Genomic DNA, 18,411 nt, shown 5'->3' with positions numbered 1-18,411 from the left:
CCGTGGCCTCCCCGACCGGGCGGGGCCACGGCAGGCGACGCCAGGTTAGCGCTCTGCCGTCGCGCCCACACCGCTTTCCAGCTTGCGCCACAACAGGCGTACGCTGGCCTTGCGCAACAGGGCGCAGCGGTACAGGCGAATCTCCAGTGGCACCTGCCACTGTTCGCCGCCGCACACCAGCAGCTCGCCACGGGCCAGCTCACCACGCACCGAGAGCTGCGGTACCCAGGCCACCCCCAGGCCCTGCAGGGCCATGCTCTTCAGACTGTCGGCCATCGCCGTTTCATACACCGTGCTACTACGCAGACCACGCTGGCGTAACAAGGCGTGCACCGAGCGTCCGAGCAGTGCGCCAGCGCTGTAGGCCAGCAAGGGCACGGTTTGCCCGCCCTCCAGGCTGAACAGCGGCTGGCCCTGCGCATCGGGGGCACAGACCGGCAGCATGTGGGTGCTGCCCAAGTGCAGAGAGGGGAAGATATCCGGCGGCAGCTGCAACGCGGCCTCCGGGTCGTAGTAGGCAAGAATCAGGTCGCAGGCCCCTTCACGCAACGCATGCACCGCCTCGCCGACGTTACTGGCCACCAGACGCGCCTGCAGCGGCAGGCCATCCCGGCGCAGCCGGGCAATCCATTCGGGGAAAAACCCCAGGGTCAGCGAATGCGCCGCGGCGATCTGCAGCACCTCGCCCTGCTGGCCCTCCAGGTTGTGCAACTGGCGCAGGCTCTCCGCCAGCTGTTCGCTGACATTGCGCGCCGTGAGTAGAAACAGCTTGCCCGCCTCGGTCAGCTCCACCGGCGTACGTGTGCGGTCTACCAGAGTCAGCCCTACGGCCGCCTCCAGGCTGCGGATACGCCGACTGAAGGCTGGCTGGGTGACGAAGCGCTTTTCCGCCGCCTTGGAGAAACTGCCGGCGGCGGCCAGGGCTACGAAGTCATCCAGCCACTTGCTTTCCAGGTTCACTACAGCTTGATCCAGGTCGCCTTGATTTCCGTGTACTTGTCGAAGGCATGCAGCGACTTGTCACGGCCGTTGCCCGACTGCTTGTAGCCACCGAACGGCGCGGTCATGTCGCCGCCGTCGTACTGGTTGACCCACATGCTGCCGACGCGCAGCGCCTTGGCACACAGGTGCGCCTTGGACAGGTTGCTGGTCCAGATCGCTGCCGCCAGGCCATAGATGCTGTCGTTGGCAATGGCGATGGCTTGCTCGGTGGTGTCGAACGGGATCACCGTCAGTACCGGGCCGAAGATCTCTTCCTGGGCGATGCGCATCTGGTTGTGCGCCTCATCGAAGATGGTCGGCTCGACATACACGCCGCCGGTCTCGGCCAGGGTCTGCTGGCCGCCGCAGAGCAGCTTGGCCTGCTCGGCATGACCGGCTTCGATGTAGGACAGCACGGTATTCAGGTGGCCCTGGTCAACCAGCGCGCCGACCTGGGTCTGCGGGTCCAGTGCATGGCCGACCTTCCAGCCCTTGAGGGCCTCGACCAGCATGGGCATGAACTGATCCTTGATCGAGCGCTGCACCAGCAGGCGCGAACCGGCGGTGCACATCTCGCCCTGGTTGAAGCAGATGGCCATGGCGGCGGCCTCGGCGGCGTCCTGCAGGCTCGGCGCGTCCTCGAAGACGATGTTGGCGCTCTTGCCGCCGGCTTCCAGCCAGACGCGCTTCATGTTCGATTCGCCGGCGTAGATCATCAGCTGCTTGGCGATCTTGGTCGAACCGGTGAACACCAGCGTGTCGACGTCCATGTGCAGGGCCAGGGCCTTGCCCACGGTATGCCCATAGCCGGGCAGGACGTTGAGCACACCCGCCGGAATGCCGGCCTGCAGTGCCAGCTGGGCCATGCGGATGGCGGTCAGCGGGGATTTCTCCGACGGTTTGACGATCACCGAGTTGCCGGTGGCCAGGGCCGGGCCGAGCTTCCAAGCGGTCATGATCATCGGGAAGTTCCACGGCACGATGGCCGCGACCACGCCGACCGGCTCGCGGGTCACCAGGCCCAGTTCGTCATACGGGGTGGCGGCCACCTCGTCATAAATCTTGTCGATCGCTTCGCCGCTCCAGCGGATGGCACGCGAGGCACCGGCCACGTCGACGCTCAGGGAGAAGGCGATCGGCTTGCCCATGTCGAGGGTTTCCAGCAGGGCCAGTTCCTCGGCGTGGGCGTCGAGCAGGTCGGCGAAGCGAATCATGATCTTCTTGCGCTCGACCGGCTTCATGCGCGACCACACGCCCGACTCGAAGCGCGCCCGCGCCACGGCCACCGCGCGATCGGCATCGGCCTGTGCACAGCTGGCCACCTCGCCCAATACCCGGCCATCCACCGGGCTGATGCAGGCGAAACGCTCGCCACTCAGGGCGTCGCACAGCTGGCCGTCGATCAGCGCGCGGCCTTCGATCTGCAACTGCTGGGCACGCGCTTCCCAATCGGCACGGGTCAGGGTGGTCATGGCATGGTCCTCTTATTATGCAAGCCGGCGACGGCCGGCGGCCGCGACAAGATGCCACCCTAAACCAGGGCCGGTAAGGTTTCAATATTTTTGACAGGCACAGCAGAGAATAGACATATCGCGGTATCGACCGCTTGTTTTGTGCGTTTTATCAAACATAGACTGCGTCCAGGCCACGTATCCCAACCCGCCTGGAGCCACCATGAATATTGCGCAGATCGTCGACTTCGCCACCACCAGCAGCCCTAGCGAACACTATCGTCCGGCCGCGGAAAAAATCCTCGCCGGCGACCCGCAGCAGCAGGTCTGCAACCATTACAGCAGCCCCTGCCAGCAATTCCATGCCGGCACCTGGCAGGGCGAGCCGGGGTTATGGCGGGTCAACTACAGCGAGCACGAATACTGCGAGATCCTCGAAGGCGTCTCGGTACTGCGCGACGAACAGGGGCAGAGCAAGACCCTGCGTGCCGGTGACCGCTTCGTCATTCCCGCCGGTTTCGTCGGCACCTGGGAAGTACTGGAGCGTTGCCGCAAGGTCTATGTGATGTTCGAGGCGACGCGCTGAAGCGCGCGCCGCACAACGACCTACAGGGCGAGAATCGCCTCGGCCAGTTGCATATCGCTGGCCTCGCGGGCCTCCGGCAACTGCTCACGCAGGCTGCGCAGCGCCGCCTCCAGCTGCACGCCGCGTAGTTCGCCGGCGCTGGCCACGAAGCTGGCCGCTTCTTCACGTGCCGCCAGGACGACTTTCATGTCGCGCAGCGAGGTGGTGGTGTCCGAGCTGAAGTCCAGGCTGCGGTCCAGCGCACGCACCAGGATATTGCTGGTGGCCACCAGGGTTTGCGCCTGGGCGGTGCAGGCCAGGCCCAGGCTGGCAACAAGAAGAGCAGTTGGCAGGTAACGCATGATAACTCCGCAACAAGGTAAGTGAAGCGCACGCAGCCTGGAGATGAGCCACATACGGGGTATCCGGCAGGACGCTCTGCAGCGTATTGGACTAGCCCCGCCGGCCGTGCACAAGCCTGTGCACGGCGTGGCGCGACAGCCATCACAGCCCGCTCAGGGCGCCGCCCGCTCGGCCAGGCGCTGCTGCTTGTAGGCCAGCGCCGCAGGTGCCACCGGGGTCACCTGGCCTGTCTCGATCCAGCGCTTGAGACGATTGGCATCGGCCATATGGGTCAGTTTGCCGAAGGCATCCAGCACCACGAAGGCCACCGGCTTGCCGGCAATCTCGGTCTGCATCACCAGGCAACGCCCGGCGGCGTTGGTGAAGCCGGTCTTGGTCAGTTGGATGTCCCAATTCGGCTTGTGCACCAGGTGATTGGTGTTGCGAAAGCCCAGGGTGTAGTTCGGCTTGCTGAAGGCCACGGTCTGCTCGCGGGTGCTGCTGAACTGGCCGATCAGTGGATAGCGCTGAGTGGCGCGGATCAGCCGGACCAGGTCCTCGGCGTTCGACAGGTTGTCCTCGGACAGCCCGGTCGGCTCGGCAAAGCGCGTCTGCGTCATGCCCAGCGCCTGGGCCTTGGCATTCATCGCGGCGACAAAGCCCGCCACGCCGCCCGGGTAGTAATGCGCCAGGGTGGCGGCGGCGCGATTCTCCGAGGACATCAGGGTAATTAGCAGCAGATCGCGGCGGCTCAACTGGCTACCCAGGCGCACCCGCGAATAGACCCCGCGCATTTCCGCCACCTGGTCGATGCGTACGCTGAGCCGCTCATCCAGCGGTTGCGCCGCCTCCAGCACCACCAGCGCAGTCATCAGCTTGGTCACCGAGGCAATCGGCACGACCATCTGCGGGTTGCTGGCATACAACACCTGGTTGCTCTGCAGGTCGACCAGCAGGGCGCTACCGGAAGCCAGTTCCTGTTGCGGTTTGCCGGCCCAGGCCAGCGTACAGGCGCCTGCCAGAAGCAGGCCCAGCAAAGTTCTACGGATCGTCACAGACAACTCGACTGCAAGAAAAAAGGGCGCGCCAGTATAGCGGGCGCGCCCCGGGCAATCGACGCACGTTTACAACAACGGCTGGGCGGCAGTGTGCTCGCCACGTTCGTAAACCACGTTGGCGCGGCCGACCACCAGCGGGTCGAGGGCACCGATGGCCTGCAGGTCCTTGCCCTTGTACGGCAGCTTGTGCAGCACGTAGCGCATGGCGTTGAGGCGCGCGCGCTTCTTGCAGTTGGACTTGATCACCGTCCACGGCGCATCGGCGGTGTCGGTATAGAAGAACATGGCTTCCTTGGCTTTGGTGTAGTCATCCCACTTGTCCAGCGAGGCCAGGTCGATGGGGCTGAGCTTCCACTGCTTGAGCGGGTGTTTCTCGCGCTCCTTGAAACGCCGGCGCTGCTCCTCGCGGCTGACCGAGAACCAGAACTTGATGAGGTGAACGTTGTTGCGCACCAGCATGCGCTCGAACTCCGGTGCCTGGCGCATGAACTCCAGATATTCCTCGTCCGAACAGAAGCCCATGACCCGCTCGACCCCGGCGCGGTTGTACCAGCTGCGGTCGAACATGACGATTTCCCCCGCCGTGGGCAAGTGCTGCACATAGCGCTGGAAATACCACTGGCCGCGCTCGATTTCGCTGGGTTTCTCCAGGGCGACGATGCGTGCACCACGCGGGTTGAGGTGCTCCATGAAGCGCTTGATCGACCCCCCCTTGCCGGCGGCATCGCGGCCCTCGAAGAGAATCACCACCTTCTGCCCGGTTTCCTTGACCCAGGCCTGCAGCTTGAGCAGCTCGACCTGCAGGTGGTACTTCTCGCGCTCGTAATTGCGCCGCGACATGAGGTTCTTGTAGGGGTAGCCGCCCTTGCGCCAGTCGCTGGCCAGCTCATCGTCCGGGTGCAGCGGTTGCAGGGTGAAGGGCGCGGCGTTGTCGTGACTGAGCAGGGCATGGCGCAGGGCCACCGCATCATCGGCAGACAGTCCCTGCATCAGCGCCCCCAGGGTCTGCAGCAGGCTGTCGATATCGCCGGGAGCGATCTGCCCGAGGATGTCCTGCACGGCAGCGTCCTTGCTCAGCTGGGCGGCCGCGACAGCCTGGTCGACACTGTAGCGTTCCAGGCCGGCAGCACTCAACGAAGGCGACGTGTCCCCGGCACTCACCCGCCGCGGACGACGCGGGCTGGCTTCGCGGACAGAGGGGGCGGGCGGGGTCTGCTTGTCGGTCATGGGGTAGTCCTTGTCGTGTGCCTCGGCCATACAGTTTCGCGTGAGCGATGCTCACAGGTATAGACGCAGATCAGCCCGGCCCGTCGTTACCGCAGCAAGGCGCGCAACTCGGCCTGCACCGCTGCCGTCTGCGGGCGCACGCCACGCCATAGGGCAAAGGCCTCGGCGGCCTGCTCGACGAGCATGCCCAGGCCATCCAGGGTACGCGCCGCGCCCTGGGCGGCCGCCCACTGGTTGAAGGCGGTCGGCGCGGCGCCATACATCATGTCGTAGCACTGGCTGTGTCCGGCGACGATCAGCCCGTCGGGGAGCGCCGGCAGCTCGCCGGCAAGGCTCGCCGACGTGCCGTTGATGATCAGATCGAACGGCTCACTGAGCGCGGCAAAACTGCTGGCGCGCAGCGCACCGAGGTCGGCGAAGTCCACGGCCAGCTGCTCGGCGCGGGCCAGGGTGCGATTGGCCAGCACCAGCTCGGCCGGCTGCTCGGCGAGCAGCGGCGCCAGCACGCCGCGCACCGCCCCGCCGGCACCAAGCAGCAGGATGCGCTGGCCGGCCAGGCGCAGCCCGGCATTCTCGCGCAGGTCACGCACCAGGCCGGCACCGTCGGTGTTGTCGCCGAGCAGGCGGCCATCGGCCAGCTTCATCAGGGTGTTCACCGCACCGGCGCGCTGGGCCCGCGCACTGAGCTGGTCGGCCAGGGCAAACGCCTGTTCCTTGAACGGCACGGTGACATTCGCCCCCGCGCCCTCGCGGAAGAAGGCCCGCAGGCTGCCGGCAAAGTCATCCAGCGGCGCGAGCAGCGCCTCATAGCTGAGCTGCTGGTCGGTCTGCGCGGCGAACAGACGATGAATCAGCGGCGATTTGCTGTGGCTAATCGGGTTGCCGAACACGCAATAACGGTCCATCAAAAACCTCTGCATCAAATGTGTGCTGAACGCCTCGCGAATGAAGTTCAGGCACGGCGAAAGTGCGCGAGGCAGCGGCGCTTACGGGGGGTACAGCCGCCCGCCGAGCCCGCGTTCAACGCCGCCTGGCCGAACGCCGCAGCGCTCAGGACGGATTGGCCAACCAGTCGCGATCCTGCAGGAAGTATTCGCTCAGGCGCGCTTCCTCGCTACCCGGCGCGGCCTTCCAGTCGTAGCCCCAGCGCACGCGCGGCGGTAGCGACATGAGGATCGACTCGGTTCGCCCGCCGGACTGCAGGCCAAACAGCGTGCCACGGTCGAATACCAGGTTGAACTCCACATAGCGCCCGCGGCGGAACGCCTGGAATTCGCGCTCGCGCTCACCGTAGGGAGTCAGCTTGCGGCGCTGCACGATCGGCAGGTAGGCCTCCAGGTAGGCATCGCCAATGGCACGCATGAAGGCGAAGCAGGTCGCGAAGTCCCACTGGTTGAGGTCATCGAAGAACAACCCGCCGATGCCGCGCGGCTCGCCCCGGTGCTTGAGGTGGAAATAGCGGTCGCACCACGCCTTGAACTTCGGATACACCTCGGCACCGAACGGCGCGCAAGCGGCACGCGCCACGCTGTGCCAGTGCACGCAGTCTTCCTCGAAGGCGTAGTAGGGGGTCAGGTCGAAACCGCCACCGAACCACCAGACTGGCTCCTCGCCGGGCTTCTCGGCGCTGAAGAAGCGCACGTTGGCATGCGAGGTCGGCACATAGGGATTCTCCGGGTGCATCACCAGCGATACGCCGAGCGCCTGGAAGCCCCGCCCGGCCAGCTCCGGGCGATGGGCGCTGGCCGAGGGCGGCAGGCTGTCACCAAAGACATGCGAGAAGTTGACCCCGCCCTTCTCGATCAGCGCGCCATTTTCCAGCACCCGCGTCCGTCCACCGCCACCGCCGGGGCGCTGCCAGGCGTCCTCGATGAAACACGCCTGGCCATCTTCGGCCTCCAGCGCCGTGCAGATGCGCGTCTGCAGGTCCAGCAGGTAGGTTTTGACGTTGTCGATGATCTCGCTCACGCGGGGTACTCCGGGCCAATTCAGGCGCGCAGCATAGCACTGGGCAGCACCGGCTTGACGCCAGCCGCGCCAGGCGTTTGCATGACGGCCCTGTGTAGCCCTGTCGAGGAGTCCGCTCATGTCCTGGCGTATCCAGTTTTCCCAGCACGGCACTGCCGAAGTCCTGCAATGGCAGGAGCAGCCCGACACGCCGCTGGCCGCCGATGCCGTGCGCGTGCGCCTGCAGGCGATCGGCGTGAATTTCATCGACTGCTACTACCGCAGCGGCCTGTACCCGGTAGCCAGCCTGCCCAGCGGCCTGGGCAGCGAGGGCGCCGGGGTGATCGAGGCGGTCGGCAGCGCCGTGCAGGGCTGGCAGGTGGGTGAACGGGTGGCCTATGCCACGGCGCCGCTGGGTGCCTATGCCGAGTACCAGGATGTGCCGCCGGGCTGCCTGCTGCGCCTGCCGGAACAGATCAGCTGCGAGCAGGCCGCCGCCGGCCTGCTCAAGGGGCTCACCGTGCAGTACCTGCTGCGCCAGACCTACCCGGTGCAGGCCGGCCAGCACCTGCTGTGGCATGCCGCCGCCGGCGGCGTCGGCCTGCTTGCCTGCCAGTGGGCGCGTGCCCTGGGTGCCCGGCTGATCGGCGTGGTCAGCTCGCCGGCCAAGGCGGCGCTGGCCCTGCAGCACGGCGCCTGGGCGGTGATCGACCGCAGCTGCGAGGATGTCCGCGAGCGCGTGCTGGAGCTGACCGACGGCCAGAAGTGCCCGGTGGTCTACGACTCGGTGGGCCAGGCCAGCTGGAGCACCTCGCTGGACTGCCTGCAGCCGCGCGGCCTACTGGTCAGCTTCGGTAACGCCTCGGGCCCGGTGGAGGGCGTCAACCTGGGCCTGCTGGCACAGAAAGGCTCGCTGTACGTCACCCGCCCCAGCCTGTTCCACTACGCCAACAGCCCGACCGCGCTGCAACAGATGGCCGATGAACTGTTCGGCCTGGTGGCCAGCGGCCAGCTACAGCTGCAGGCCAGCCAGCGCCTGGCCCTGCGCGATGCGGCACAGGCGCATCGCCTGCTGCAGAGCGGGCAGAGCAGTGGCTCGCTGGTCCTGCTGCCCTAGTGGCCCGCAGCGGATCACGATCCGCCGCTAGCAGGCCGTTGAAAAACGTGGGCGAGGCAGCCAATGCAAGGCAAAAACAGGCGAAAAAGCGGAGTTTACGAGCTGTAAATGAGCATTTTGAGCCTGTTTTTAACGCAGCAATGGCAACGTAGGTAGTTTTTCAACAGCCTGCTAGGCGTTGAAGCGTTGCTCCAGCGCCGCCAGCACATCGCGGCGCTGCTGGATGAAATCGGCAAAGGCGCGGGCCACCGGCGACAACTGCCGGCCACGCTGACTGACCAGGCACCAGCTGCGTTGCAAGGGCAACTCCTGCACCGGCAACTGGCACAGCAGCCCACTGGCCAGCTCGCGCTGCACGGCATGCCGCGGCAGCAGGGCCAGACCCAGGCCGGCCAGTACGCCTTCGCATTGCGCCTCGCTGGAGCCGATTTCCAGTTGCTGGGCAAAACGCACGCGCTTCTGCTGGCAATATTCCTCACACGCCCGGCGGGTACCGGAACCCACCTCACGGACCAGCAGCGGATAACCGCTGAGATCGGCTAGCGACAAGCTCGACGCCGCGCAGAGCGGATGCCCGGCGGCAGCCACGGCAATGATCGGGTTGCTCAGGAAGGGGTAGAAATCCAGGGCCATGTCCGTCGGCACCTGGGTCATGATCAACAGGTCATCGCGGCTCTGCCCCAGGCGGCGCACCGCCTGCGCATGGTTGACCACGGCCAGTTGCAAGCCGACTTCCGGATACGCCCGGCGAAAGGCCGCGAACAGGTGCGGCAGCATGTACTTGGCGCTCGATTCCAGCGCCAGGTTGAGCTGGCCCTGCAGGCTGCCGGCCAGGTCGGAGAGCTGCATGTCGAGCACCTCAAGGCGGGCAAACAGGTCGCGGCTGGCCGCCTGCAGGGCTTCCGCGGCGGCGGTCAGGTGCAGCTGGCGGCCCTGGTAGTCGAACAGCGGCTGACCGAGGAGCTCTTCCAGCTGGCGCATCTGCAGGCTGACCGCCGGTTGGCTCAGCGCCATTTCCTCGGCCGCACGGCTGTAGGAGCGGCTCTCGCATACCGCGCGAAACACCTGCAACTGGCGCAGGGTCAGGCGACTAAGGGCTTTGCGCATGGGCTTCTCCGGCGTGTCTTCCAGAAAATATAAGTTTTAACTTATACACTGCCTAATAAATTGTGATTTTTATTTATCAAAGCCGGCGACTAGCCTGTCGGACAACCGCCTGAGCGGCCCCGCAGCCAAAGGAGCCTGCCCCTTGCTGAAGAAAGTCCTCATTGCCAACCGTGGCGAGATTGCCGTGCGCATCGTGCGTGCCTGTGCCGAGATGGGTATCCGCTCGGTTGCCGTCTATGCCGAAGCCGACCGCCATGCCCTGCACGTCAAGCGCGCCGACGAAGCCCACTGCCTGGGTGACGACCCGCTGGCCGGCTACCTGAACCCACGCAAGCTGGTCAACCTGGCCGTGGAAACCGGCTGTGATGCGCTGCATCCCGGCTATGGCTTTCTCTCGGAAAACGCCGAACTGGCGGAAATCTGTGCCGAACGCGGGATCAAGTTCATCGGCCCCAGCGCCGAGGTGATCCGTCGCATGGGCGACAAGACCGAGGCGCGACGCAGCATGATCAAGGCCGGCGTGCCGGTCACCCCGGGCACCGAAGGCAACGTCGCCGACCTCCGCGAGGCGCTACGCGAGGCCGAGCGCATCGGCTACCCGGTGATGCTCAAAGCCACCAGTGGCGGCGGCGGCCGTGGCATCCGCCGCTGCAACTCGCGCAGCGAGCTGGAAGCGGCCTATCCGCGGGTGATCTCCGAGGCCACCAAGGCCTTCGGCAGCGCCGAGGTGTTCCTCGAGAAGTGCATCGTCAATCCCAAGCACATCGAGGCGCAGGTGCTCGCCGATCGTTTCGGCAACACCGTGCACCTGTTCGAGCGCGACTGTTCGATCCAGCGGCGCAACCAGAAGCTCATCGAGATCGCCCCCAGCCCGCAGCTCACCCCCGAGCAGCGCGCCTACATCGGTGACCTGGCGGTACGTGCCGCGCAGGCGGTGGGCTACGAGAATGCCGGTACCGTGGAGTTCCTGCTCGCCGACGGCGAGGTGTACTTCATGGAGATGAATACCCGGGTGCAGGTGGAACACACCATCACCGAGGAAATCACCGGGCTGGACATCGTCCGCGAGCAGATCCGCATCGCCAGCGGCCTGCCGCTGTCGGTACAGCAGAGCGACATCATCCACCGTGGCTATGCCTTGCAGTTCCGCATCAATGCCGAAGACCCGAAGAACAACTTCCTGCCCAGCTTCGGCAAGATCACCCGCTACTACGCCCCCGGCGGCCCCGGCGTACGCACCGACACGGCGATCTACACCGGCTACAGCATTCCGCCGCACTACGACTCCATGTGCCTGAAGCTGATCGTCTGGGCGCTGACCTGGGAAGAAGCCCTGGATCGCGGCCTGCGCGCCCTCGACGACATGCGCGTACAGGGCGTAAAGACCACCGCGCCCTACTACCAGGAAATCCTGCGCAACCCGGAGTTCCGCAGCGGCCAGTTCAACACCAGCTTCGTCGACAGCCACCCGGAGCTGCTGGATTACTCGATCAAGCGCAACCCGTCGCACCTGGCCATCGCCATCGCCACCGCCATCGCCGCCCACGCCGGCCTTTAAGAAAAAGCCGCCTGAGACTAGAGGCTGAACGATGGACTCGTTCTCCGTCCAGCTTTCAGCCTCTAGCCTTCAGCGAGGAGAAAAACACATGAGCATCAAAAAGATCACCGTCACCGATACCATCCTGCGCGATGCCCACCAGTCGCTGATCGCCACGCGCCTGCGCCTGGACGACATGCTGCCGATCTGCGCCAAGCTCGATCAGGTCGGCTACTGGTCGCTGGAGGTGTGGGGCGGCGCCACCTTCGATGCCTGCGTACGCTTTCTCAAGGAAGACCCCTGGGAGCGCCTGCGCCAGCTCAAGGCGGCACTGCCCAATACCCGCCTGCAGATGCTCCTGCGCGGGCAGAACCTGCTCGGCTATCGCCACTACAGCGATGACGTGGTGCGCGCTTTCGTCGCCAAGGCGGCGGTCAACGGCATCGAGGTGTTCCGCATTTTCGATGCGATGAACGATGTGCGTAACCTGCGCACTGCCATCGAGGCGGTGAAGGCCGCCGGTAAACATGCCCAGGGCACCCTCGCCTACACCACCAGCCCGGTGCACGACACCGCGGCCTTTGTCCGCCAGGCCGAAGCCATGGCGGCGCTGGGCGTGGATTCGCTGGCCATCAAGGACATGGCCGGCCTGCTCACCCCCTACGCCACCTTCGAGCTGGTGCGTGCGCTCAAGGAGCGGGTCAGCCTGCCGGTGTTCATCCACAGCCACGACACCGCCGGCATGGGCGCGATGGTGCAACTCAAGGCCATCGAGGCCGGTGCCGACCACATCGATACCGCCATCGGTGCCATGGCCTGGGGCACCAGCCACCCGGCCACCGAGTCGATGGTCGCCGCGCTGCGCGACACACCCTGGGACACCGGGCTGGACCTGGCCCTGCTGCAGGAGATCAGCCAGTACTTCCAGCAGATCCGCCTCAAGTACCACCAGTTCGAAAGCCCCTTCACCGGCGTGGATACCCGCGTGCAGGTCAACCAGGTACCGGGCGGGATGATGTCCAACCTGGCCAACCAACTGAAGGAACAGGGTGCCCTGGGACGCATCGACGAGGTCTTCGCGGAAATCCCGCGGGTCCGCGAAGACCTTGGCTTCCCGCCGCTGGTCACGCCCACCTCGCAGATCGTCGGCACCCAGGCGGTGTTTAACGTGCTGGCCGGCGAGCGCTACAAGACCATCACCAACGAGGTGAAACTCTACCTGCAGGGCCGCTATGGCCAGGCGCCCGGCCCGGTCAACGAACAGCTGCGCGCCCAGGCCATCGGTCACGAGGACGTCATCGAGGTGCGCCCGGCCGACCTGCTCAAGCCGGAGCTGGCCCGCCTGCGCGAGGAAATCGGCAGCCTGGCGCGCAGCGAGGAGGATGTGCTGACCTACGCCATGTTCCCCGACATCGGCCGCAAGTTCCTTGAGGAACGCGCCGCCGGTACCCTCAAGCCGGAAGCCCTGCTGCCGCTGCCGCAGGCCGGCGCTCCGGCAACGCCCGGAGGTGACGGCGTGCCCACCGAGTTCGTCGTTGACGTGCACGGCGAAAGCTACCGCATCGATATCACCGGGGTCGGCGTGAAAACCGACGGCAAGCGCCACTTCTACCTGTCCATCGACGGCATGCCGGAAGAAGTGGTGTTCGAGCCGCTCAACCAGTTCGTCAGCGCCGGCGGCAGCAAGCGCCAGCAGGCCAGCGCCGCCGGGGATGTCAGCACCAGCATGCCGGGCAATATCGTCGAGGTGCTGGTCAAGGTCGGTGACCCGGTCAAGGCCGGCCAGGCACTGCTGATCAGCGAGGCGATGAAGATGGAAAGCGAGATCCAGGCGCCGATCGACGGTATCGTGCAGGCCGTGCATGTCGCCAAGGGCGACCGGGTCAATCCGGGCGAGCTATTGCTGGAGATTGCCCCGTAAACTACCACCCGCCTGTTACCTGCGGAGCGCGTCATGGGTCTTGATCCCGTCGTACTGTTCTTTGTCTTCGGCCTGGCGGCCGGGCTGCTGAAAAGCGAGCTGAAACTGCCACCGGCGCTGTATGACACCCTGTCCATCGTGCTGCTGCTGGCCATCGGCCTGCACGGCGGCGTGGAGCTGGCCGAACAGGCCAGCCTGGCGCTGCTCGGCCAGTCGGCACTGGTCCTCGGCCTAGGCATCGTCCTGCCGCTGCTGGCCTTCGCCCTGCTGCGCGGGCTGCGCTTCGACCGCATCAACGCGGCGGCGGTGGCAGCCCACTATGGCTCGGTGAGCGCCGGGACCTTCGCCGTGGTGGTGGCCTACCTGGCGGCGCGGGAAATCTTCTTCGAAAGCTACATGCCGCTGTTCGTGGCCATCCTGGAGATTCCGGCGATCCTCGTCGGCATCCTGCTGGCCAAGGGCGTCTCGCGGGATACCCAGTGGAAGGAGCTGGGCCGGGAAATCTTCCTCGGCAAGAGCATCATGCTGCTGCTCGGCGGCCTGCTGATCGGCGCGGTGGCCGGCAAGGAAGCCATCAAGCCGCTGGAGCCGCTATACACCAGCATGTTCAAGCCGGTGCTGGCGTTCTTCCTGCTGGAAATGGGCCTGATCGCCTCCGGCCAGCTCGGCACCCTGCGTCGTTTCGGCCTGCGCCTGGCCGCCTTCGCCCTGCTCATGCCGCTGCTCGGCGCCCTGCTCGGCGCCCTGCTGGCCCGGGCCATGGGTCTCAGCCTGGGCGGTACGGCGATGCTCGCCACCCTGGCCGCCTCGGCGTCGTACATCGCCGTGCCGGCGGCCATGCGCCTGGCCTTGCCGGAGGCCAATCCGTCGCTATCCTTGACCGCCTCGCTGGGGATCACCTTCCCCTTCAACATCCTGGTCGGTATCCCGCTCTACTGCTGGCTGGCCGAACAACTGATCGCCTGGGGATTGTGAGATGACCGCCCATACCCGCACGCTGCTCACTGTGATTTGTGAGGCAGCGCTGGAAAAGAAACTGCTGGCCGACCTGGAAAACCTCGGCGCCCCGGGCTGGACGCTGTCCGATGCGCGCGGCCGCGGCTCGCGCGGCGTGCGCAGCGCCGGCTGGGATACCGAGGGCAATATCCGCCTGGAGGTGATCGGCTCACGCGAACTTGCCGAACGCATCGCCAGTCACCTGCAGGCGCGCTACTACGCCAACTACGCCATGGTCTGCTACCTCGCCGAGGTGCAGGTGCTGCGCCCGGAAAAGTTCTGAGTCAGCGACGCGCAGCCCGTACACCCTCGGCGAGTTGCCGGCACAGCCCCAGCACCCCGTCGATGGCCTGCTGCGGCGTGGCCGCCGTGGCGATCTGGTCGACCAGCGCCGAGCCCACCACCACGCCCTCGGCGCGCCGCGCCACCTCGGCGGCGTGCGCCGGGGTGCGGATGCCGAAGCCGATGCACAGCGGCAAATCGGTATGCCGGCGCAGGCGCGCCACGGCTTCCTCGACCTGCTCCATGCTCGCCGCGCCGGCACCGGTCACGCCGGCCACCGAGACGTAGTAGACGAAGCCGGAGCTGCCGTTGAGCACCACCGGCAGGCGCGCATCGTCGGTGGTCGGCGTGGTCAGGCGGATGAAGTCGATGCCAGCGGCCTGCGCCGGCTCGCACAGCTCGTCGTTATGCTCCGGCGGCAGGTCGACGATGATCAAACCATCCACCCCGGCGGCCTGGGCGTCGGCGACGAAGCGCTCCACGCCATAGGCGAAGATCGGGTTGTAGTAGCCCATCAGCACCAGCGGCGTCTGGCGGTCGTCCTGGCGGAATTCGCGGACCATCTGCAGGGTCTTGAGCAGGTTCTGGCCATTGCCCAGCGCACGGATGTTGGCCAGCTGGATCGCCGGGCCATCGGCCATCGGGTCGGTGAACGGCATGCCCAGCTCGATCACGTCGGCGCCGGCGGCCGGCAGGCCCTTGAGGATGGCCAGCGAGCTGGCGTAGTCCGGGTCGCCGCCGGTGACGAAGGTCACCAGGGCGGCGCGGTTTTGTTCTTTCAGCTCGGCAAAGCGGCTCTGCAGGCGGCTCATGCGTGCTTCTCCTGTTCGCTCATATGGTGCATCACGGTCTGCATGTCCTTGTCGCCGCGGCCGGACAGGTTGACCACCATCAGGTGCTCCTTGGGCAGCTTGGCCGCGCGCTTGAAGGCTTCGGCCAGGGCGTGGGCGGACTCCAGCGCCGGGATGATGCCTTCCAGGCGGCAGCACTGGTGGAAGGCTTCGAGGGCTTCGTCGTCGCTGATCGGCACATACTCGACGCGCTTGATCTGGTGCAACCAGGCGTGCTCGGGGCCGACGCCGGGGTAGTCGAGGCCGGCGGAAATCGAGTGCGCGTCGGTGATCTGGCCGTCGGCGTCCTGCAGCAGGAAGGTGCGGTTGCCGTGCAGCACACCCGGCGCGCCGCCGGCCATGCTCGCCGCATGCTTGCCGGTGTCCACGCCATGCCCGGCCGCTTCGACGCCGACGATCTGCACGCCTTGGTCATCGAGGAACGGGTGGAACAGGCCGATGGCGTTGGAGCCACCACCGATGCAGGCGACCAGCGAGTCGGGCAGGCGGCCTTCCTTCTCGAGGATCTGCTCGCGCACTTCGTTGCCGATCACCGCCTGGAAATCGCGCACCATGGCCGGGTACGGGTGCGGGCCGGCGGCGGTGCCGATCAGGTAGAAGGTGTTGTGGACGTTGGTCACCCAGTCGCGCAGCGCTTCGTTCATCGCATCCTTGAGCGTGCCGGTGCCGGCGGTGACCGGAATCACCTCGGCGCCGAGCAGCTTCATGCGGAACACGTTGGCCTGCTGGCGGTCGATGTCGGTGGTACCCATGTACACCACGCACTGCATGCCGAAGCGCGCCGCCACGGTGGCGGTGGCCACGCCGTGCATGCCGGCGCCGGTCTCGGCGATGATGCGCTGCTTGCCCATGCGCTTGGCCAGGAGGATCTGGCCGATGCAGTTGTTGATCTTGTGCGCGCCGGTGTGGTTGAGGTCTTCGCGCTTGAGGTAGATCTTCGCCCCGCCGAAGTGCTCGCTCAGGCGCTCGGCGTAGTACAGCGGGCTGGCGCGGCCGATGTAGTCGCGGTGGAAGTAGGCCAGCTCTTCGAGGAAGGCCGGATCGACCTTGGCCTTCTCGTACTCGGCGGCCAGGTCGTTGATCAGCGGCATCAGGGTTTCGGCGACGAACTGGCCACCGAAGCGACCGAACAGGCCCTTGTTATCCGGGCCGGTGCGTAATGAACTCATGGCAGTGCTCCTGCGCTTACCCGCCGACACAGGGCGGCGGGCCTGGGGTAAAGGTCGGTGCGCCACGGCAAATCCCCGCCACACACCACAGCCAGCTTCTCGCAAAGAGAAGTACATGCCGGCCATTCTACCCCTGGCGAGCCACTGGAAAAGCGATTAGATTGCCACAAACCGTCAGGAAATCTCACAGATACCATGAGCCGCGACCTGCCTCCGCTGAATGCCCTGCGCGCCTTTGAAGCCACCGCCCGCCTGCTCAGCGTCAGCAAGGCGGCTGAGGAGCTGAACGTGACCCACGGGGCAGTCAGCCGGCACCTGAGTGCCCTCGAAAGCCAGTTGGGGATCGCCCTGCTGGGCAAGGAGGGTCGCGGCATAAAACTCACCGATGCAGGACGTCGCCTGCGCGACGCCAGCAGCGAGGCCTTCACCCGCCTGCGCGACTGTTGGGGCGAATTGCAGCAACAGCAGGCCGATGCGCCCTTCGTCCTCGGCTGCCCCGGCAGCCTGCTGGCCCGCTGGTTCATCCCGCGCCTCGACCGCCTGCAGCGCGAGCTGCCGGAGCTGCGCCTGCAGCTGTCGGCCAGCGAGGGTGAACTGGACCCGCGACGCCCCGGCGTGGATGCCACGCTGTGCTTTGCCGAAGCGCCCTGGCCGGCCGACATGCAGGTGCTGGCACTGGCCGAAGAACGCATCGGCCCGGTACTCAGCCCGCGCTATGCCGGCTTTGCCCGCCTGGCCGCTGCCGCACCGACGGTGCTGCTCGGTGAGCCGCTGCTGCACACCACCTCGCGTCCGCAGGCCTGGCCACAATGGGCGCAGGCGCAGGGCCTGGACGCCGGACAGCTGCAACGGGGCCAGGCTTTCGAGCATCTCTATTACCTGCTGGAAGCGGCCGCCGCCGGACTGGGCGTGGCCATCGCCCCGCAAACCCTGGTCGCCGACGACCTGGCCGCCGGGCGCCTCGCCGCACCCTGGGGGTTTGTCACCACCTGCGCCCAGCTCAGCCTGTGGCTGCCGGCACGCCAGGCCGACCCACGCGCGCTGCGCCTGGCACAGTGGTTACAGAAGGAACTGGCCTCAGCGGGCCAGTGACTGCTCGCCGAGCGTGGCCGGCTGGCTGGCTGGCGGATCGATGCGCGCCATCTGCTCGGCAATCCACGCCTCGGCGCGCTGGTTCAACTCGGCAATCGAGCGCGAGTCGGCACCCGCCGCATACAGGGGCGGCCCGTAGATCACATCGATGCAGCCGGGGGTCTTGCTCCAGCCCTGCTTGGGCCAGAAACGTCCGGCGTTATGCGCCACCGGCAGCACTGGCAGGCCGGCATGCGCGGCCAGCGCCGCGCCACCGCGCGAGAACTTGCCCATCTGCCCCACCGGCACCCGCGTGCCTTCCGGGAAGATCAGCACCCAGGCACCGGCGCGCAGGCACTCGTCACCGCGCCGGGCCAGTTGCTTGAGTGCCGCCTTGGGGTTGCTGCGGTCGATGGCAATCGGCTTGACCATGGCCATCGCCCAGCCGAAGAACGGCACATAGAGCAGCTCGCGCTTGAGTACCTGGGTCAGCGGCGCCACGCGGGCGGAGAGAAAGAAGGTTTCCCAGGTGCTCTGGTGCTTGGCGAGGATCACGCAGGGTTGCTGGGGAATATGCTCGGCACCCTGCTCGCGGTAGTCGATACCCGCCACCCATTTGCACAGCCACACCGCCAGCCGGCACCAGGCCTGGGTGATGAAGCGCGCGCGCTGGGCAAACGGCAAGAAGGGGCCGATCAGTACACTGAGGGTGCCCCAGATGCAGGCACTGGTCGCCAGCAGCAGGTAGAAGACAACGGTTCTTGCGGCCTGCACTGTCGACATTCTCAT

At 66.4% G+C, this 18,411-nt stretch carries 18 protein-coding genes; 7 read left to right on the top strand and 11 right to left on the bottom strand.

Annotated elements, in window-relative coordinates:
• Positions 1–45: 45 nt before the first annotated feature.
• Together CFY91_RS09650 and CFY91_RS09645 are read right to left on the bottom strand one after the other, a co-directional pair.
• Complete coding sequence (locus CFY91_RS09650) at positions 46–960, bottom strand: LysR substrate-binding domain-containing protein (protein ID WP_093986141.1); 915 nt, start codon at positions 958–960, stop codon at positions 46–48.
• Positions 960–2,453, bottom strand: coding sequence for an aldehyde dehydrogenase (locus CFY91_RS09645; RefSeq protein WP_093986140.1), 1,494 nt, complete (start codon positions 2,451–2,453; stop codon positions 960–962). Before CFY91_RS09645 ends, CFY91_RS09650 begins: the two co-directional genes overlap by 1 nt.
• Before the next feature lie 202 nt (positions 2,454–2,655).
• Here CFY91_RS09645 and CFY91_RS09640 point away from each other — a divergent pair, with 202 nt between their 5' ends.
• Complete coding sequence (locus tag CFY91_RS09640) at positions 2,656–3,018, top strand: cupin domain-containing protein (protein ID WP_093986139.1); 363 nt, start codon at positions 2,656–2,658, stop codon at positions 3,016–3,018.
• Positions 3,019–3,038: 20 nt separating this feature from the next.
• On the opposite strand, the gene CFY91_RS09635 is transcribed toward CFY91_RS09640, so the two are convergent.
• The 5 genes from CFY91_RS09635 to hemF form a co-directional block, all read right to left on the bottom strand.
• Complete coding sequence (locus CFY91_RS09635) at positions 3,039–3,359, bottom strand: DUF2388 domain-containing protein (protein ID WP_093986138.1); 321 nt, start codon at positions 3,357–3,359, stop codon at positions 3,039–3,041.
• Between the two features lie 153 nt (positions 3,360–3,512).
• Complete coding sequence (gene pbpG / locus CFY91_RS09630) at positions 3,513–4,394, bottom strand: D-alanyl-D-alanine endopeptidase (protein WP_093986137.1); 882 nt, start codon at positions 4,392–4,394, stop codon at positions 3,513–3,515.
• Between the two features lie 69 nt (positions 4,395–4,463).
• On the bottom strand, positions 4,464–5,624 hold the full coding sequence (gene ppk2, locus CFY91_RS09625; protein WP_207759389.1) for a polyphosphate kinase 2: 1,161 nt from the start codon (positions 5,622–5,624) through the stop codon (positions 4,464–4,466).
• Between the two features lie 86 nt (positions 5,625–5,710).
• Positions 5,711–6,529, bottom strand: coding sequence for a shikimate dehydrogenase (aroE, locus tag CFY91_RS09620; RefSeq protein WP_093986135.1), 819 nt, complete (start codon positions 6,527–6,529; stop codon positions 5,711–5,713).
• A 145-nt stretch (positions 6,530–6,674) separates the two neighbouring features.
• Complete coding sequence (hemF, locus tag CFY91_RS09615; RefSeq protein ID WP_093986134.1) at positions 6,675–7,592, bottom strand: oxygen-dependent coproporphyrinogen oxidase; 918 nt, start codon at positions 7,590–7,592, stop codon at positions 6,675–6,677.
• Between the two features lie 118 nt (positions 7,593–7,710).
• Here hemF and CFY91_RS09610 point away from each other — a divergent pair, with 118 nt between their 5' ends.
• Positions 7,711–8,688, top strand: a complete 978-nt coding sequence (locus CFY91_RS09610) for a quinone oxidoreductase family protein (RefSeq protein WP_093986133.1) — start codon at positions 7,711–7,713, stop codon at positions 8,686–8,688.
• Positions 8,689–8,859: 171 nt separating this feature from the next.
• Here CFY91_RS09610 and CFY91_RS09605 read toward each other — a convergent pair whose 3' ends face one another.
• A complete protein-coding gene (locus tag CFY91_RS09605; protein ID WP_093986132.1) occupies positions 8,860–9,795 on the bottom strand; it encodes a LysR family transcriptional regulator in 936 nt (311 codons plus the stop codon).
• A 142-nt stretch (positions 9,796–9,937) separates the two neighbouring features.
• Between CFY91_RS09605 and CFY91_RS09600 the strand changes: the two genes are divergently transcribed.
• The 4 genes from CFY91_RS09600 (at position 9,938) to CFY91_RS09585 (ending at position 14,532) form a co-directional block, all read left to right on the top strand.
• On the top strand, positions 9,938–11,353 hold the full coding sequence (locus tag CFY91_RS09600; protein ID WP_093986131.1) for an acetyl-CoA carboxylase biotin carboxylase subunit: 1,416 nt from the start codon (positions 9,938–9,940) through the stop codon (positions 11,351–11,353).
• Positions 11,354–11,441: 88 nt separating this feature from the next.
• Entirely contained in the window at positions 11,442–13,253 is a 1,812-nt protein-coding gene (gene oadA / locus CFY91_RS09595) for a sodium-extruding oxaloacetate decarboxylase subunit alpha (protein WP_093986130.1), read from the top strand.
• A gap of 33 nt (positions 13,254–13,286) precedes the next feature.
• Positions 13,287–14,228: a sodium-dependent bicarbonate transport family permease gene (locus CFY91_RS09590; RefSeq protein ID WP_093986129.1), complete on the top strand. Its 942-nt coding sequence runs from the start codon at positions 13,287–13,289 to the stop codon at positions 14,226–14,228.
• A 1-nt stretch (position 14,229) separates the two neighbouring features.
• On the top strand, positions 14,230–14,532 hold the full coding sequence (locus tag CFY91_RS09585; RefSeq protein WP_093986128.1) for a P-II family nitrogen regulator: 303 nt from the start codon (positions 14,230–14,232) through the stop codon (positions 14,530–14,532).
• A gap of 1 nt (position 14,533) precedes the next feature.
• On the opposite strand, the gene trpA is transcribed toward CFY91_RS09585, so the two are convergent.
• Both trpA and trpB read right to left on the bottom strand, forming a co-directional pair.
• Positions 14,534–15,343, bottom strand: a complete 810-nt coding sequence (trpA, locus tag CFY91_RS09580; protein ID WP_093986127.1) for a tryptophan synthase subunit alpha — start codon at positions 15,341–15,343, stop codon at positions 14,534–14,536.
• Entirely contained in the window at positions 15,340–16,551 is a 1,212-nt protein-coding gene (gene trpB, locus CFY91_RS09575; RefSeq protein ID WP_093986126.1) for a tryptophan synthase subunit beta, read from the bottom strand. Before trpB ends, trpA begins: the two co-directional genes overlap by 4 nt.
• A 195-nt stretch (positions 16,552–16,746) precedes the next feature.
• Here trpB and CFY91_RS09570 point away from each other — a divergent pair, with 195 nt between their 5' ends.
• Positions 16,747–17,643 carry a LysR family transcriptional regulator gene (locus CFY91_RS09570; protein ID WP_093986125.1) on the top strand — a complete coding sequence of 299 codons (897 nt, stop codon included), beginning with the start codon at positions 16,747–16,749 and terminating at the stop codon, positions 17,641–17,643.
• On the opposite strand, the gene CFY91_RS09565 is transcribed toward CFY91_RS09570, so the two are convergent.
• The gene (locus CFY91_RS09565) at positions 17,629–18,405 is read right to left on the bottom strand and encodes a lysophospholipid acyltransferase family protein (RefSeq protein ID WP_093986124.1); all 777 of its coding nucleotides are present in this window, start codon (positions 18,403–18,405) and stop codon (positions 17,629–17,631) included. The genes CFY91_RS09570 and CFY91_RS09565 overlap by 15 nt on opposite strands.
• Positions 18,406–18,411 lie beyond the last annotated feature (6 nt).

The organism is Pseudomonas fluvialis (assembly GCF_002234375.1).
Lineage (GTDB): Bacteria > Pseudomonadota > Gammaproteobacteria > Pseudomonadales > Pseudomonadaceae > Aquipseudomonas > Aquipseudomonas fluvialis.
Note: the sequence above shows the minus strand (reverse complement) of the source record. Positions and strands in the feature narration are given on the sequence as shown.

Coding starts and splice junctions, on each gene's coding strand:
- CFY91_RS09645 (WP_093986140.1), bottom strand. CDS start 2,453: ATGACCACCCTGACCCGTGCCGATTGGGAAGCGCGTGCCCAGCAGTTG.
- CFY91_RS09640 (WP_093986139.1), top strand. CDS start 2,656: ATGAATATTGCGCAGATCGTCGACTTCGCCACCACCAGCAGCCCTAGC.
- CFY91_RS09635 (WP_093986138.1), bottom strand. CDS start 3,359: ATGCGTTACCTGCCAACTGCTCTTCTTGTTGCCAGCCTGGGCCTGGCC.
- ppk2 (WP_207759389.1), bottom strand. CDS start 5,624: ATGACCGACAAGCAGACCCCGCCCGCCCCCTCTGTCCGCGAAGCCAGC.
- aroE (WP_093986135.1), bottom strand. CDS start 6,529: ATGGACCGTTATTGCGTGTTCGGCAACCCGATTAGCCACAGCAAATCG.
- CFY91_RS09610 (WP_093986133.1), top strand. CDS start 7,711: ATGTCCTGGCGTATCCAGTTTTCCCAGCACGGCACTGCCGAAGTCCTG.
- CFY91_RS09605 (WP_093986132.1), bottom strand. CDS start 9,795: ATGCGCAAAGCCCTTAGTCGCCTGACCCTGCGCCAGTTGCAGGTGTTT.
- oadA (WP_093986130.1), top strand. CDS start 11,442: ATGAGCATCAAAAAGATCACCGTCACCGATACCATCCTGCGCGATGCC.
- CFY91_RS09590 (WP_093986129.1), top strand. CDS start 13,287: ATGGGTCTTGATCCCGTCGTACTGTTCTTTGTCTTCGGCCTGGCGGCC.
- CFY91_RS09585 (WP_093986128.1), top strand. CDS start 14,230: ATGACCGCCCATACCCGCACGCTGCTCACTGTGATTTGTGAGGCAGCG.
- trpA (WP_093986127.1), bottom strand. CDS start 15,343: ATGAGCCGCCTGCAGAGCCGCTTTGCCGAGCTGAAAGAACAAAACCGC.
- trpB (WP_093986126.1), bottom strand. CDS start 16,551: ATGAGTTCATTACGCACCGGCCCGGATAACAAGGGCCTGTTCGGTCGC.
- CFY91_RS09570 (WP_093986125.1), top strand. CDS start 16,747: ATGAGCCGCGACCTGCCTCCGCTGAATGCCCTGCGCGCCTTTGAAGCC.
- CFY91_RS09565 (WP_093986124.1), bottom strand. CDS start 18,405: ATGTCGACAGTGCAGGCCGCAAGAACCGTTGTCTTCTACCTGCTGCTG.